Origin of the sequence: Campylobacter sp. CNRCH_2014_0184h, from assembly GCF_025772985.1 — a bacterium.
Lineage (GTDB): Bacteria > Campylobacterota > Campylobacteria > Campylobacterales > Campylobacteraceae > Campylobacter_D.
This window is the reverse complement of the sequence record NZ_JAKMTB010000001.1, coordinates 126,908-139,844: the sequence shown is the minus strand read 5'-3', so window position 1 is coordinate 139,844 and position 12,937 is coordinate 126,908. Positions and strand designations below refer to the sequence as shown.

Below are 12,937 nucleotides of genomic sequence, written 5' to 3'. Positions count from 1 at the left end.
TTTTCAAATTAGTTTTTATCTTTATCAACTAATTTTTTAGCGCTAATCCAAGGCATCATAGCGCGAAGTTCGCGTCCTGTTTTTTCTATCAAAGAATCATTCATTAATTTACGCTCTGCGTGCATTCTTGCAAAATTTGCTCTTCTTTCTAAGATAAAATCTTTAGCAAAACTTCCATTTTGTATGTCTTTTAAAACACCTTTCATAGCCTCTTTAGTTTCTTTGGTAATAATCTTAGGTCCTGTGATATAATCTCCATATTCAGCTGTATTAGAAACAGAATATCTCATATCGGCAATACCACCTTGATAAATCAAATCTACAATTAATTTCATTTCATGCAAACACTCAAAATACGCCATTTCAGGCTCATACCCTGCTTCAACTAAGGTTTCAAAACCAGCTTGGATTAAAGCACTAAGTCCTCCGCAAAGCACTGCTTGCTCACCAAATAAATCTGTTTCAGTTTCAGCTTTAAAAGTCGTTTCTATAATACCTGTTCTACCACCGCCTATAGCACTAGCATAACTTAAAGCTAAATTTTTAGCATTTTTACTCTCATCTTGGTGGATAGCAATTAAACAAGGAGTACCCCCGCCTATACTAAATTCATGCCTTACAGTATGACCAGGAGCTTTAGGAGCTATCATAATCACATCTATGCCTTTTGGAGCAACAATTTGTCCATAGTGGATATTAAATCCATGTGCAAATGCTAGAGTTTTACCTGCTTTTAATTCAGGTTTAATTTCTTCGTTAAAAATTTCACTTTGAATTTCATCAGGAGCTAAAATCATAATCAAATCTGCTTCTTTAGTAGCTTCTTTTACACTTTTTACTATAAAATTTGCTTTTTGAGCTTTTGCCCAACTTTGCCCACTCTCTTTTAAGCCTATGATCACTTCTACACCACTATCTCTTAAATTCATAGCATGAGCATGACCTTGAGAGCCAAAACCTATAATAGCTACTTTTTTTGATTTTATTAAATTAATATCACAATCTTTATCATAATAAATTGATACAGCCATTATGCACTCCTAAAATTAAAATTAAAGTAAAGATTATAACTAAAAAATATAAATTTAATCCTTTTATGATAAAATTTAAGTTTTGAAAAATTACTATAAAGAGTCTTATGAAAGAATTATTTAATCAACTAAGTTATGGTCTAAATGCTAATGAAATTACCAATAAAAACAAGCAAATAATTAGAGAATTATTAACTTGTGATATTATTAAATTTTATAAAAACAAATACTATTTAAAAGATGGCTTTACTTTTGGTAAAATTGATATTTCTGTTAATGGAACGGGATTTTTAGAAAGTTTTGATCCTGCTTTTAAGCGTGATTTGCTCATAGAAAATAAAAATTTAAAAGGAGCAAATTATGCTGATATAGTTGTGGCAAAATTACTCCCTCTTAAAAAAAAGCGCCCAAGTGCTAAAGTTATTTTAATACTTAAAAGAGCCCATGAAACATCTTTGGTTATGACTAAAAAATACGGCGAAGCAGTCCTTGGAGTAAATATTCAAACAGGACTTACATGTGCCTTAAAAGCCTCTCAAAAATCCTTAAAAGCTCTGCCTTTAGGAACTATTTTAAAAATAGAAAATCATGATAATAATATCACTGAAGTGATAGGGCATATTGATGATGATTTTGTGGATGAAAAAATTTCCTTAGCACTTTTTAATAAAAATGCAATTTTTGATAATTTATGTGAAAATGAAGCAAAAGCTTATGGAGATAAAGTTGATGCAAGCATGTATCCATCAAGAAAAGATCTTAGAAATTTAAATTTTTGCACCATTGATCCAATTGATGCAAAAGATTTTGATGATGCAATTTATTATGATAAAAATGAACATGCCATTTATGTAGCCATAGCTGATGTAAGTGCTTATGTGCATGCTTATAGCGCCATTGATAAAGAAGCAAGATCAAGAGGCTTTTCGATTTATTTTCCTCATATTGCCATACCTATGTTGCCAAGAGCTTTGAGTGAAAATATTTGCTCACTAAAACCTAATGAAGATAGATTAGCATTTTGTTTTAAAATAAGCTTAGATCAAAATAATGAAGTGATTAAAGAAGAGCTTTTTGAGGCTATTATCAACTCAAAACGCCGTTTTAATTACGATGAAGTTGATGAGTATTTACAAACGCAAGAAGATTTAGGTGCAATTAATTGGCTTTATGAAGTTTTTAAAATCACTCAAAATTTACGCAAAAAACGATTAAAAAATGCTTGTGAGTTTAAAACCCAAGAGCTAAGAATGACTTTAGATGAAAATAATAAACTCATAAAAACACGCCTTGAAAATGACACGGCCTCGCATAATTTAATCGAAGACTGTATGCTTTTAGCTAATAAAGCCGCAGCAAAACTCATTGATATAGGAGTTTTTAGAAATCACTTAAGTCCTGATTATAAAAAAATAGATCAATTACTAGCTGATCTTTCAACACTTAGTATAGATATTAATCCTAAAAATAACGTCATAGAATTATTTAAAGACATTCAAGTCTTAGCAAATGAGCTAAATATAAGAGAAGAAGTAGATAAGCTCATCATCAAAGCGCAAAAAAAAGCAGAATATTCTAGTGAAAATGTTGGACATTTTGGCTTAGGTTTTGATAAGTATACCCATTTTACAAGCCCTATTAGAAGATATTCTGATCTTATTTTACATAGACTTTTAAAAGCTAAAATCAACAATGATGAAAAAATGTTTAATTATTTGCTTTTAAATATACAAAGCACTTGTGAGGAATTAAGCTTACTAGAAAGAGAGGCAGATAAAGTTGCTTGGCATTTCATGGATAGAAAATTTGCAAGATGGGTAAAAGAAAATATAGGAAAAAGATTTAAGGCTTTGGTAGTAGAAAATCAAAGTTCATTACAAGTAAAATTAAATGATGAAATTAAAGGAGCTTTGATTACCATCATAGGTTCAAGGGCAAATTTATTAGAAAATGTAGAAGTAGAAATCACTGAAGTAGATATTGTTAGTGCTAAAATTTTTGGCAAAATCACCAAGCATTTTAGTTTAGAAAGAAACCAAAATGTATAAAAATCAACTCCAAAGCTTACTTAATAGTAATAATTTTCCTAATTATTTCTTACTTTATGGAGCGGATAATTTCCAAATAGAACTTTATGCTAAATTTATTAAAGACAAATACTCTTTTGATGAGAGTTTAAGATTTTATTTTGAAGAATATGATTTTAAGCAAGCCTATGATTATTTATCTAGTGCTTCTTTGTTTAGCGAGAGAAAACTGCTAGAAATCAAAACTCAAAAGAAAATCCCAAGTAAAGAACTCAAGCAACTTTTACAGCTTTGTCAAAATTCGCAAGATAATTATTTTTTACTTGAAATTTATGATGAAAGCTCCAAACAAAGTGAAACGGAGAAAATTTTTGCTAATAATTTTTGTAGATTTTATAAGGTAAATTCAGCTAAAGAAGGTATGGAATTACTAGCTTTAAAAGCTAAAGAATTAAATATCAATATCACTCAAAATGCCCTTTATGCTCTTTTTTATAATTTTAATGAGAATTTATATTTAGCAGCTAATGAGTTAAATAAATTTAGTGGTTTAAATATCGATGAAAAAATCATTCAAGAGCATTGTTATAGTTTAAGTACTATTAGTTTTGAAAGTTTTTTTGATAAATTAATGCAAAAACAAGATTTAAGAAACGAACTTGAAAATATTTTAGAAAATCATAATGAAATAGCATTGATTAATGCCTTATATGCAAATTTTTCTAGACTTTTTAAAATTGCATTACATGTTAAAATTTATGGAAATTTAGACTTAAAAGAAATTTTAGGCTATACCCCGCCTATTTCTGTGGCACAAAATCTTCAAAAACAAGCTCTTATGATCAAAATACCACAATATAAACATATCTTTTTGACACTTTGTAATTGCGAATATGAATTAAAAAAGAATTCTAAAATAGAAAAAAAAGAGTTTTTAATCGCAACACTTTTACAACTTAGCTCCATATTAAAAAGTTAAATTAAGAAAACTTATGGTAAAATAAAATTTGCATTTTATGCAAATCCTTGCCTAAAAATTTTAGGCTTTATATCCATAAGGAGAAATTAAATGAGACATTATGAAGTTTTATTCATATTAAAACCGACACTTACAGAAGAAGAAGTAAGTGCTAAGTTGGAATTCGTAAAAGAAGTCCTTACAAAAAATGGCGCAGAAATTGAAAGCGTAGTTCCAATGGGAACAAGAAAACTTGCGTATAAAATTAAAAAATACGAAAGAGGAACTTATTTTGTGATTTATTTCAAAGCTCCTACAAATTTAATAGCAGAGCTTGAAAGGGTATTAAGAATCACTGAAGAAGTAATTAGATTTTTAATCGTAAAATATGAAAATAAAAAAGAAATAGCAGCTTGGGAAAAACTAAGCAAAGGTATCAAACAAAATAAAAAAGAAATCAAAGCTAGCGAAAGTACAGAAGGCTAATTAATGTTTAATAAAGTCGTTTTAGTAGGTAATCTTACAAGGGATATAGAGATGCGCTATGCTCCATCAGGTAGCGCAATAGGCTCTTCTGCTATAGCTGTAACAAGAAGATTTAGTACAAATACAGGAGAAAAAAGAGAAGAAACCTGCTTTATCGACATTAGTTTTTTTGGTAGAACAGCAGAGATTGCTAATCAATACCTTAACAAAGGTAGTAAAGTTTTAATTGAAGGTCGTTTGAGATTTGAGCAGTGGAGCGATCAAAATGGACAAAATAGATCAAAACACAGTATTCAAGTTGAGAATTTAGAAATGTTAGGTTCAACTGTACAAAATAACCAACAAAACAATTTTGACAATCAAAATTATGGCTATAATCAGAATTTTAACAAACAACAAAGTTTTGATCCTTATGCTCAAGTACAAACTAGAACAAACCCATCTAATACTTATCAAAATCCTCAAAAGGAAGCTCCTATGAAGGAAATTGATATTGATAAATATGATGATACAGAATTACCATTTTAAAGGAAAAAACATGGCAGAAAAAAGAAAATATTCACGTAAATATTGCAAATATACAGAAGCTAAAGTTGATTTTATAGACTATAAAGATACAGCATTGTTAAAACATGCTTTATCAGAAAGATTTAAAATCATGCCACGCCGTTTAACAGGTACTAGCAAAAAACACCAAGAAATGGTTGAAGTTGCTATTAAACGCGCAAGACATGTAGCACTTATCCCTTATATCGTAGATAGAAAAGAAGTTGTTACTAATCCTTTTGAAGGACTATAATTATTAAATCAATCCCAAGCTTAAAAGCTTGGGAAAATAAAAGGTTGTCTTATGTTTTCAGATATAGAATCTGAAATTTATGCTATTTTACTTGCTTCTGTTGCTATTATAGCAGTCTTAAATCCTTTTGGAAATCTTCCACAATTTATCGCAATGACTGAGGGCTTAGATGCTGATACGAGAAAAAAACTTTTTAGAAATATCATTTATACTGCATTTTGTATTGTTTTAGTTTTTTTACTTTCTGGACCGTTTATTATGAAATATTTATTTAAAATAGATATTAATGATTTACGAGTTGCGGGTGGTTTGATTTTAATCATTATGAGTACTAAAAACTTACTTTTTACTCCATCAAGTTCTCAATTTCAACATTATCAAGGATTAAGTCATAAAGAATTATTGAAAAAAAGTATAGTTCCAATGGCATTTCCTATGCTAGTAGGACCTGGAACACTTTCAACGATAGTGGTTATTTCAGAAGATCAAAATTTAGCTATAGCTATAGCTTCTGTACTACTTACCTTTGCTTTTATTTTTGCTTTATTTCACTTTTCAGCTACCATTGAAAAAGTCATAGGAAAGCTTGTACTTTATGTTTTTTCACGTATTGCTTTAGTTTTTATTATGGCTATGGGGGTAAAAATGATAGCTATTGGAGTTCAAACTTACATTCAATCTAATTTAGGATAAACAAAAAAACTTTTTTGTAAAAACACTTCTTCATTTACCGCTTTATTGCCATTTAGCAACACACTAATATTTACAGCTATAATGCTTTTTGCATTAGCATCATTTGCTATCAATTTATATTCTTTACACTCACCCAAAGGATAAGCATAATCAATTCGTATTTTTATATTATTATATTCAAAATTATATTCATTTAAACATTCTTTACCCTCTAAATAGGCTTGATATAAAAAATATTTAGAAAGCTCTTTTGTATCATAAAGCAAAATCTTTCCTTGAGTATAAAGAGTTAAATCTTTCATAATTCTTGGAGAATATGAAGAAATTTTTATTACAAATACCATAACAAAAGAGATAAATAAAATAAAAGATATTGTATAAACCATAGCAAACGATTTTTTCATAAAAACATCCACTTAGATAAACATTCATTTTTACTTTTATCGCATATTAAAACTTTTAGCGCCTTATCATCTTGCTTGAAAATAAGCTTTGAAATATTTTGAGCTAGTAAAAAAGATCGTTTGTTATGATTTAAATCATCTATTTGCATATAAATATTTTCATTTTCTAAATATACTCTAACATAAGCATATAAAATAGTATAAAATCCACTAAATTTCTCATTATTAAAATGGATTTTCTCTCTATCATTCACTAATGCTTTATAAATTTTTGAATTTTTTATATCATAAAAATACATATAATCATTAGCATATATTTTTAACTTTTTTTCGCTATGGATATCTTTATAATTACTTAAAATTCCTTTAGAAATTCCATTTTCTATAAAATGTAAATTACTTTTTGGACTAAAAAAACTTTCATTGTTTTCTAAAATAATGCCACTAAAGTTTAATTTTTTCAATAATACATCATAAAAAATATCATCATTTGCACTCATATAGCACTCAAAAGAACTACTTGTCAATGTCGCATTTAAACAAGAATGATAAATTTTTTCCATACTAAGCAAAGTTTGATTTAAATTTAAAAATACTGTGTTGGAATTTTTAATTTTGTAACTATGATTATAAAGATGTATAGCCGGATTGCTTAAGATAACAATCAATACACCCAAGATAACAAGGCTTAGCACAAGCTCTAATAAACTAAAAGCTTTTTTCATCTATAAAGGCTTCTTTATAGGATAAATCTTTTATTTTTAAAGATTTGAGTTTAAACTCATCACTAGTGTATTCTAAAAAGTTATAAGTATTTATATTTACTTCTTTTGCTTTATATGAAGGATTTTGCATAAATAATTCTTTTTCTTCATTAAAAAGGATTTGATTTTGCCATATAATATTTAAAGATTTATTTGCAAATATAAGATAATAAGATCCAAAAACAAAAGATAAAATTACAATACAAAAAGCAAGCTCTAGGAGACTAAAAGCTTGCTTCATTTGTTTAAACTTACATTAAAAGCTTCAAAAAAAGCACCGCGCAAAGCTCTTTTTTCTAAAGCCTCAACTCCTCTTATAGTCACTCCTGCTGGAGAACAAATTTTTTCTTTAATAATAGCAGGATGTGTATGATTAAATAAAGCACTAAAGCTTTCAAAACAAGCACGAGTAAGCTCATAACTAAGCTCATTTTTTAGACCATTTTTCACACCTGCATTTGCTAAACTTTCTGCTACCAAAGCCAAAAACGCAGGAGCACAGCCACTTAAAACCATAGCCACATCAAATTCTTTTTCATTTTGCAAACCTATGGCTTTACCAAAAGTATTTAACAAAGATAAAATTTCATCTTTATATAAATCATTTTCCATCAAATACGCAGTCGCTGAGGCTTTAAATTCAGCTGCTGTATTTGGCATGATTTTTATATAATTTTGCGCATTAACACAATGAAGTTGCTCAAAAGTAGTATTTGCTAAAACTGAAATAAGCCATCTTGCCTTGCCTTTTAATTTAACAGCTACTTCTTCTAAAGCATAAGGTTTAAATGCTAAAATAACATTTTTATCTTCTAAATCAAATTCTTCATAAGATAAAACTTCTAAATTTAAGCTACTAGCTTTTTTTAAATCCCTAGCAACAATAACTACTTTATAAGTATCTTTTAAACCTTTAGCTATAGCACTTGCCATAGCGCCATTTCCTAAAATATAAATTTCAGACATTATTTTGCTTGTTTAATAAAAGCTGAAATCTTTTCAGATTGAAAATAATTAGGATATTTGCTTGTATCTAAAATCACTTGTACTAAAGAATTATTATCATAATTCATCACAACAGGCGCTAAAAAATTAACTGTAGATTCTTCTAATGGCTCATTAATAGCGACAATAACAAATACACCAAAATTAGTTTGTTCATTTAAAGCTAATAATTCTTGATAATAATCAGGTACTTCAAAATCATAATCGGGACGGATCATATAAGGATCAATCATCACAAAAGAAAAATCTTTACCATCAAGGCTTTTAAGTCTATAAAAAACCTCATCTATTTTATAAAAGTTCATATTTTTGGTATCTTCAAAACCCAAAATAGGACATTTAACCTCTAAGTTCATTTTGCCTCCTAAAATCTATTGACTAAGAAATTACAACTCATAAAGCAATTTTAGTTCCAACTTTTTAAATTATGCTAATTAAAACTTTTTGATTATAATTTTAATTCAAAAATTAACATTTTCATAAACATAAAAACACTATAATTATAAACTATATAAATTTACAAGGTAACATCATGAAAAAACTTTTTATTTTTTCGCTTATTATTGCAGGTTTATTTTTAGGGGCATGCAGCTCAAAAAAAGCCGAAGATTTGTATAATCTAAGTTCGATGGAATGGTATCAACAAATTATAAAAGATTTACAAGAAAAAAATCTTGAAGCAGCTGATAAACATTATACTTCAATGGCAGCTGAACATATAGCTGATCCATTATTAGAACAGACTTTGCTTATATTGGCTCAAGCTCACATTAGTGAAGAAGAGTATGAAATGGCAAATTTTTATCTTGATGAATACTTAAATAAATTTGGTGATTCACAAAATGTAGCTTATATAAGATATTTAAAAATCAAAGCCAAATTTGACTCTTTTGCTGTTCCAAATCGTAATCAAGCACTAATGTTAAAAACAATAGAAGAAATCAAAGAATACAATCAAAGCTATCCTAATGTGCAATATAATGATTTAATTGACACCATGCTTACTAAATTTAATCTTGCAGTTTTTTATCTTGATACCAGCATAGCAGAGTTATATCATAAAAAAAATAGAGAGCAAAGCTATGAGATTTATAAGCAAAAAATAGAAAATTCCGATTTTAATAAAATCGATATGATTAAACCAGAACTTCCATGGTATAGAAAAATATTTGAAGAAGGTATAATGTAATGAAATTAGAAAATACTCAAAACTATCCAACAAAACTTCCTGTTCTTGTGGAAGATGAGCTTTTTTTATACCCTTTTATGATAACACCAATTTTTTTAAATGATATGCAAAATATCAAAGCCTTAGATACTGCTTTACAAAATGAAAGCATGATTTTTGTAGCACCATCTAAGATTGAAGGTGGACGTGGTTTTGATGAAATTTATGATTGTGGGGTTATTGGAACCATTATGAGAAAAGTTCCATTGCCTGATGGTAGAATTAAAATTTTATTTCAAGGTTATGCCAAAGCTAAGATAGTTGAAAAAATTTCAGATGACCCCTTACTTGCTCTAGTTGATTTAATCCACCAAGAACCATTATGCAGCACAAAAAAAGAAGCAATCATCGAAGTAGTAAGAGAAAAAGCTAAAGCTTTATCTACTGTGAGTCATTATTTTCCACCCGATCTTTTAAGAACCATAGAAGAAGATGTCGAGCCTGGTAGAATTTGTGATTTAATACTAAATTCCATTAAAATCAAAAAACAACAAGCGTATGAATTTTTCATCGAAACTAATTTAGAAACCAAGCTTTTAAATTTAATTGATTATTTAGCTAAAGAAATTGAAGCAAATAAAATTCAAAAAGAAATCAAAAACAAAGTTCATTCTAAAATAGATAAAGTCAATAAAGAATATTTCCTAAAAGAACAGCTCAAGCAAATTCAAAGAGAGCTTGGAAGTGATATACAAAAAGAAAGCGAAGTAGAAGAATATAATAAAAAATTAGAAAAGAAAAAAGCTTTTATGTATGAAGAAGCTTATAAAGAAATCAAAAAACAAATTCAAAAATACGAAAGAATTCATCAAGATAACTCAGAAGCCTCTATGGTGCAAACTTACATAGAAACGGTTTTAGATATACCTTTTGAGCACTCCTCAAAGAAAAAACTAAATTTAAAAGATGTATCTTTGCAACTCAATAGTGATCACTATGCCCTAGAGAAACCAAAAGAACGTATTGAAGAATATTTTGCAGTAAAAGAGCTTTTAGAAAAACGCAAAATTAAAGATAGAGATGGTGCAAAAGTTATCTTGTGTTTGGTTGGGCCTCCAGGTGTTGGTAAGACTTCTTTAGCAAATTCAGTTGCAAAAGCACTAAAAAGGGAATTAGTGCGCATAGCTTTAGGTGGTTTAGAAGATGTAAATGAATTAAGAGGACATAGAAGAACCTATATAGGAGCTATGCCAGGACGCATTATACAAGGACTTATAGAGGCAAAACAAAGTAATCCTGTAGTAGTGCTTGATGAGATTGATAAACTAAGTCGTAATCACAGAGGAGATCCAAGTGCAGTTTTACTTGAAATCTTAGATCCTGAACAAAATACTAAATTTAGAGATTATTATCTAAATTTCAACATTGATTTAAGTAAAATCATTTTCATAGCCACCGCAAATGATGCTAGTTTAATCCCACCTGCTTTAAAAGATAGAATGGAATTTATAGAGCTTAGCTCTTACACTCCTCAAGAAAAATTCCAAATAGCTAAAAACTATCTCATACCTGATGAAATAAAAAAACATGGACTAAAAGAAAAAGAAATTAGCTTTGATGATGAAGCTATAGAATTAATAGTCAGTGAATATACCAGAGAATCAGGTGTAAGAAATTTAAGAAGAAAGATTGCTGAAGTTTGTAGAAAATGTGTTAAAAAACTTCTTTTGGAAGAAAATATTAAAAACATTCATATTAATACTAAAAATTTAAAAGATTTTTTAAACAAAAAAGTCTTTGAAATAGAAAAACATGAAAAAGAAAATAAAATCGGTCAAGTAAATGGACTTGCATGGACTGCAGTGGGTGGAGATGTTTTAAAAATAGAAGCTATTAAAATCAAAGGCAAAGGCGAGTTAACTCTTACAGGAAGTTTGGGTGATGTGATGAAAGAATCAGCAAAAATTGCTCAAAGTCTTATTAAAAATTTAATTGATGAAGAACAAATCAAAATACCAAAAAATCTTTTTTATAAAAAAGATGAAAGCATTTATAATCAATACAATCTTCATATTCATGTTCCAGATGGTGCAACACCAAAAGATGGGCCAAGTGCAGGTATAACAATCACCACAGCTATTGCCTCTATTTTTAGTGACAAAAAAGTAAGATCTGATGTTGCAATGACAGGAGAGATTGACTTAATGGGCAATGTTTTACCAATAGGTGGTTTAAAAGAAAAATTAATTGCTGCTTATAAAGCTGATATTAAAACGGCTATTATTCCACATAAAAACTACGAAAGAGATTTAAAAGATATCCCAGAGGAAGTAGTAAAAAATATGAAAATAATTGGGGTAAAAACTTTAAATGAAGTATTAAAAATAGCTCTTGTGTAAAAACTAGAAGCTTATTAAGCTTCTAGTTTATCCATAATTAATTTACTATCTTTTTCTAACTCTCTTATGTCGCTAATAATTGAATCATAATCTTCTTTTGAAATATTTTCTTTTTTAGCTATTTCTATAGCTTTATTTGCAGAGTGTTGTATTTTTTCACTCTTAGAATCCATTTCATTTTGAGAGATTAAAGGACAGAAAATACTCTTTGCATCTTCATCTTTACATAGACTAGAGATTGGATCAAGATTTTGTAGATTTTGCTGAGAACCATTAAGAGTTAGATAAACATCTGATTTATATAAAATATGATCTATTTTCATAGCCGATAAAGTCAAATCAGAAGCAAAATTAACAAATTCTTTTCCTAAATGAGAGCTTTTATCCTCTAATTCTCTAAATGCTTCGCTAAAATCAGCGATTTTGCTATTAGAAGAATTTGCGATATCAAATACCTTTTCACTATTTTCTTGTATTGAGCCAATTTCTTGATTCATTACTTGAATTGCCAAGGTAATCTCGCCAGTTGCTTTTTGTGTTTTTTCAGCAAGTTGTCTTACCTCATCTGCAACCACAGCAAAACCTCTTCCATGTTCACCCGCACGAGCAGCCTCAATAGCTGCATTTAGCGCAAGAAGATTAGTTTGATCTGCTATATCTCTAATAACTTCTACAATTGCATTAATACTCTGAGCATTTGAGGCAAAAGTATCAACAGCATTTTTACTCTCATCGGCCACTTGCATCATAGAAGAAATCGAATCTTGCAAATTGCCCACTTCTAAACCATTCTTTTGAGCAGTATCTGATATTATTTTAATATCACCAAAAACTTCCCTCATCAACTTAATAATACCATTTAAAGCAGAAGATAAGTCATTTAAATTTTTATTTTGACTATTTAAACTCAAATCCATCAATTCTCTTGATAAAGCATTTTTAAAAACAGATTTTCCTGTTTTTTCTATATCATCTAAGGCTTTATTGATAAAGTTAATATTATGAACAAAAATTCCTTTTAAACCTTCAGGAATAGCTCTTCTAAAATACTCACCCTTTTGAGAACAAGCAATCGAGGTATTAATTTCTCTCAAATAAGCTTCTAAGCCATCTATAGTATTATTAAGATTATCCGCAATTTCTTTAAGTTTTTTATTGCTACATTTAATATATACAATTCTTGAATCAAAATTACCATTTTTT

15 protein-coding genes are annotated in these 12,937 nt (G+C 28.6%); 8 read left to right on the top strand and 7 right to left on the bottom strand.

The genetic code is table 11. The features are described 5' to 3' along the window. Positions 1-8 precede the first annotated feature (8 nt). Entirely contained in the window at positions 9-1,031 is a 1,023-nt protein-coding gene (gene ilvC, locus L8X36_RS00725) for a ketol-acid reductoisomerase (RefSeq protein WP_263682141.1), read from the bottom strand. A gap of 107 nt (positions 1,032-1,138) precedes the next feature. Between ilvC and L8X36_RS00720 the strand changes: the two genes are divergently transcribed. The 6 genes from L8X36_RS00720 (at position 1,139) to L8X36_RS00695 (ending at position 5,994) form a co-directional block, all read left to right on the top strand. Continuing rightward, positions 1,139-3,079 carry a VacB/RNase II family 3'-5' exoribonuclease gene (locus tag L8X36_RS00720; protein WP_263682140.1) on the top strand — a complete coding sequence of 647 codons (1,941 nt, stop codon included), beginning with the start codon at positions 1,139-1,141 and terminating at the stop codon, positions 3,077-3,079. Continuing rightward, positions 3,072-4,037, top strand: a complete 966-nt coding sequence (holA, locus tag L8X36_RS00715) for a DNA polymerase III subunit delta (protein WP_263682139.1) — start codon at positions 3,072-3,074, stop codon at positions 4,035-4,037. Before L8X36_RS00720 ends, holA begins: the two co-directional genes overlap by 8 nt. A gap of 90 nt (positions 4,038-4,127) precedes the next feature. Then, on the top strand, positions 4,128-4,502 hold the full coding sequence (gene rpsF, locus L8X36_RS00710; RefSeq protein WP_012661658.1) for a 30S ribosomal protein S6: 375 nt from the start codon (positions 4,128-4,130) through the stop codon (positions 4,500-4,502). 3 nt (positions 4,503-4,505) lie between these two features. Further along, entirely contained in the window at positions 4,506-5,030 is a 525-nt protein-coding gene (locus L8X36_RS00705) for a single-stranded DNA-binding protein (protein WP_263682138.1), read from the top strand. Between the two features lie 10 nt (positions 5,031-5,040). Then, positions 5,041-5,301: a 30S ribosomal protein S18 gene (gene rpsR / locus L8X36_RS00700; protein ID WP_039618521.1), complete on the top strand. Its 261-nt coding sequence runs from the start codon at positions 5,041-5,043 to the stop codon at positions 5,299-5,301. A gap of 51 nt (positions 5,302-5,352) precedes the next feature. Further along, positions 5,353-5,994 (top strand): MarC family protein, encoded by a 642-nt coding sequence (locus tag L8X36_RS00695; RefSeq protein ID WP_257396648.1) that lies wholly within the window; start codon positions 5,353-5,355, stop codon positions 5,992-5,994. On the opposite strand, the gene L8X36_RS00690 is transcribed toward L8X36_RS00695, so the two are convergent. The 5 genes from L8X36_RS00690 to fliW are packed head-to-tail and all read right to left on the bottom strand — an operon-like array spanning position 5,976 to position 8,523. Beyond that, entirely contained in the window at positions 5,976-6,398 is a 423-nt protein-coding gene (locus L8X36_RS00690) for a hypothetical protein (RefSeq protein ID WP_263682137.1), read from the bottom strand. The two genes, L8X36_RS00695 and L8X36_RS00690, sit on opposite strands and share 19 nt — an antisense overlap. Continuing rightward, entirely contained in the window at positions 6,395-7,123 is a 729-nt protein-coding gene (locus tag L8X36_RS00685; protein WP_263682136.1) for a prepilin-type N-terminal cleavage/methylation domain-containing protein, read from the bottom strand. The genes L8X36_RS00690 and L8X36_RS00685 overlap by 4 nt, the downstream gene beginning before the upstream one ends. Beyond that, entirely contained in the window at positions 7,107-7,403 is a 297-nt protein-coding gene (locus tag L8X36_RS00680) for a hypothetical protein (RefSeq protein ID WP_039618527.1), read from the bottom strand. Before L8X36_RS00680 ends, L8X36_RS00685 begins: the two co-directional genes overlap by 17 nt. Then, positions 7,400-8,128, bottom strand: a complete 729-nt coding sequence (locus L8X36_RS00675; RefSeq protein WP_263678707.1) for a pyrroline-5-carboxylate reductase — start codon at positions 8,126-8,128, stop codon at positions 7,400-7,402. The genes L8X36_RS00680 and L8X36_RS00675 overlap by 4 nt, the downstream gene beginning before the upstream one ends. Further along, a complete protein-coding gene (gene fliW / locus L8X36_RS00670) occupies positions 8,128-8,523 on the bottom strand; it encodes a flagellar assembly protein FliW (protein ID WP_263663168.1) in 396 nt (131 codons plus the stop codon). The genes L8X36_RS00675 and fliW overlap by 1 nt, the downstream gene beginning before the upstream one ends. Before the next feature lie 176 nt (positions 8,524-8,699). On the opposite strand from fliW, the gene bamD reads away from it, so the two are divergent. Both bamD and lon read left to right on the top strand, forming a co-directional pair. Further along, on the top strand, positions 8,700-9,356 hold the full coding sequence (gene bamD, locus L8X36_RS00665) for an outer membrane protein assembly factor BamD (RefSeq protein WP_263663167.1): 657 nt from the start codon (positions 8,700-8,702) through the stop codon (positions 9,354-9,356). After that, entirely contained in the window at positions 9,356-11,734 is a 2,379-nt protein-coding gene (gene lon / locus L8X36_RS00660; protein ID WP_263682135.1) for an endopeptidase La, read from the top strand. Before bamD ends, lon begins: the two co-directional genes overlap by 1 nt. A 14-nt stretch (positions 11,735-11,748) precedes the next feature. On the opposite strand, the gene L8X36_RS08100 is transcribed toward lon, so the two are convergent. After that, complete coding sequence (locus tag L8X36_RS08100) at positions 11,749-12,483, bottom strand: methyl-accepting chemotaxis protein (protein ID WP_412175265.1); 735 nt, start codon at positions 12,481-12,483, stop codon at positions 11,749-11,751. Positions 12,484-12,937 lie beyond the last annotated feature (454 nt).

Coding starts and splice junctions, on each gene's coding strand:
- ilvC (WP_263682141.1), bottom strand. CDS start 1,031: ATGGCTGTATCAATTTATTATGATAAAGATTGTGATATTAATTTAATA.
- L8X36_RS00720 (WP_263682140.1), top strand. CDS start 1,139: ATGAAAGAATTATTTAATCAACTAAGTTATGGTCTAAATGCTAATGAA.
- holA (WP_263682139.1), top strand. CDS start 3,072: ATGTATAAAAATCAACTCCAAAGCTTACTTAATAGTAATAATTTTCCT.
- rpsF (WP_012661658.1), top strand. CDS start 4,128: ATGAGACATTATGAAGTTTTATTCATATTAAAACCGACACTTACAGAA.
- L8X36_RS00705 (WP_263682138.1), top strand. CDS start 4,506: ATGTTTAATAAAGTCGTTTTAGTAGGTAATCTTACAAGGGATATAGAG.
- rpsR (WP_039618521.1), top strand. CDS start 5,041: ATGGCAGAAAAAAGAAAATATTCACGTAAATATTGCAAATATACAGAA.
- L8X36_RS00695 (WP_257396648.1), top strand. CDS start 5,353: ATGTTTTCAGATATAGAATCTGAAATTTATGCTATTTTACTTGCTTCT.
- L8X36_RS00690 (WP_263682137.1), bottom strand. CDS start 6,398: ATGAAAAAATCGTTTGCTATGGTTTATACAATATCTTTTATTTTATTT.
- L8X36_RS00685 (WP_263682136.1), bottom strand. CDS start 7,123: ATGAAAAAAGCTTTTAGTTTATTAGAGCTTGTGCTAAGCCTTGTTATC.
- L8X36_RS00680 (WP_039618527.1), bottom strand. CDS start 7,403: ATGAAGCAAGCTTTTAGTCTCCTAGAGCTTGCTTTTTGTATTGTAATT.
- L8X36_RS00675 (WP_263678707.1), bottom strand. CDS start 8,128: ATGTCTGAAATTTATATTTTAGGAAATGGCGCTATGGCAAGTGCTATA.
- fliW (WP_263663168.1), bottom strand. CDS start 8,523: ATGAACTTAGAGGTTAAATGTCCTATTTTGGGTTTTGAAGATACCAAA.
- bamD (WP_263663167.1), top strand. CDS start 8,700: ATGAAAAAACTTTTTATTTTTTCGCTTATTATTGCAGGTTTATTTTTA.
- lon (WP_263682135.1), top strand. CDS start 9,356: ATGAAATTAGAAAATACTCAAAACTATCCAACAAAACTTCCTGTTCTT.
- L8X36_RS08100 (WP_412175265.1), bottom strand. CDS start 12,483: ATGATGCAAGTGGCCGATGAGAGTAAAAATGCTGTTGATACTTTTGCC.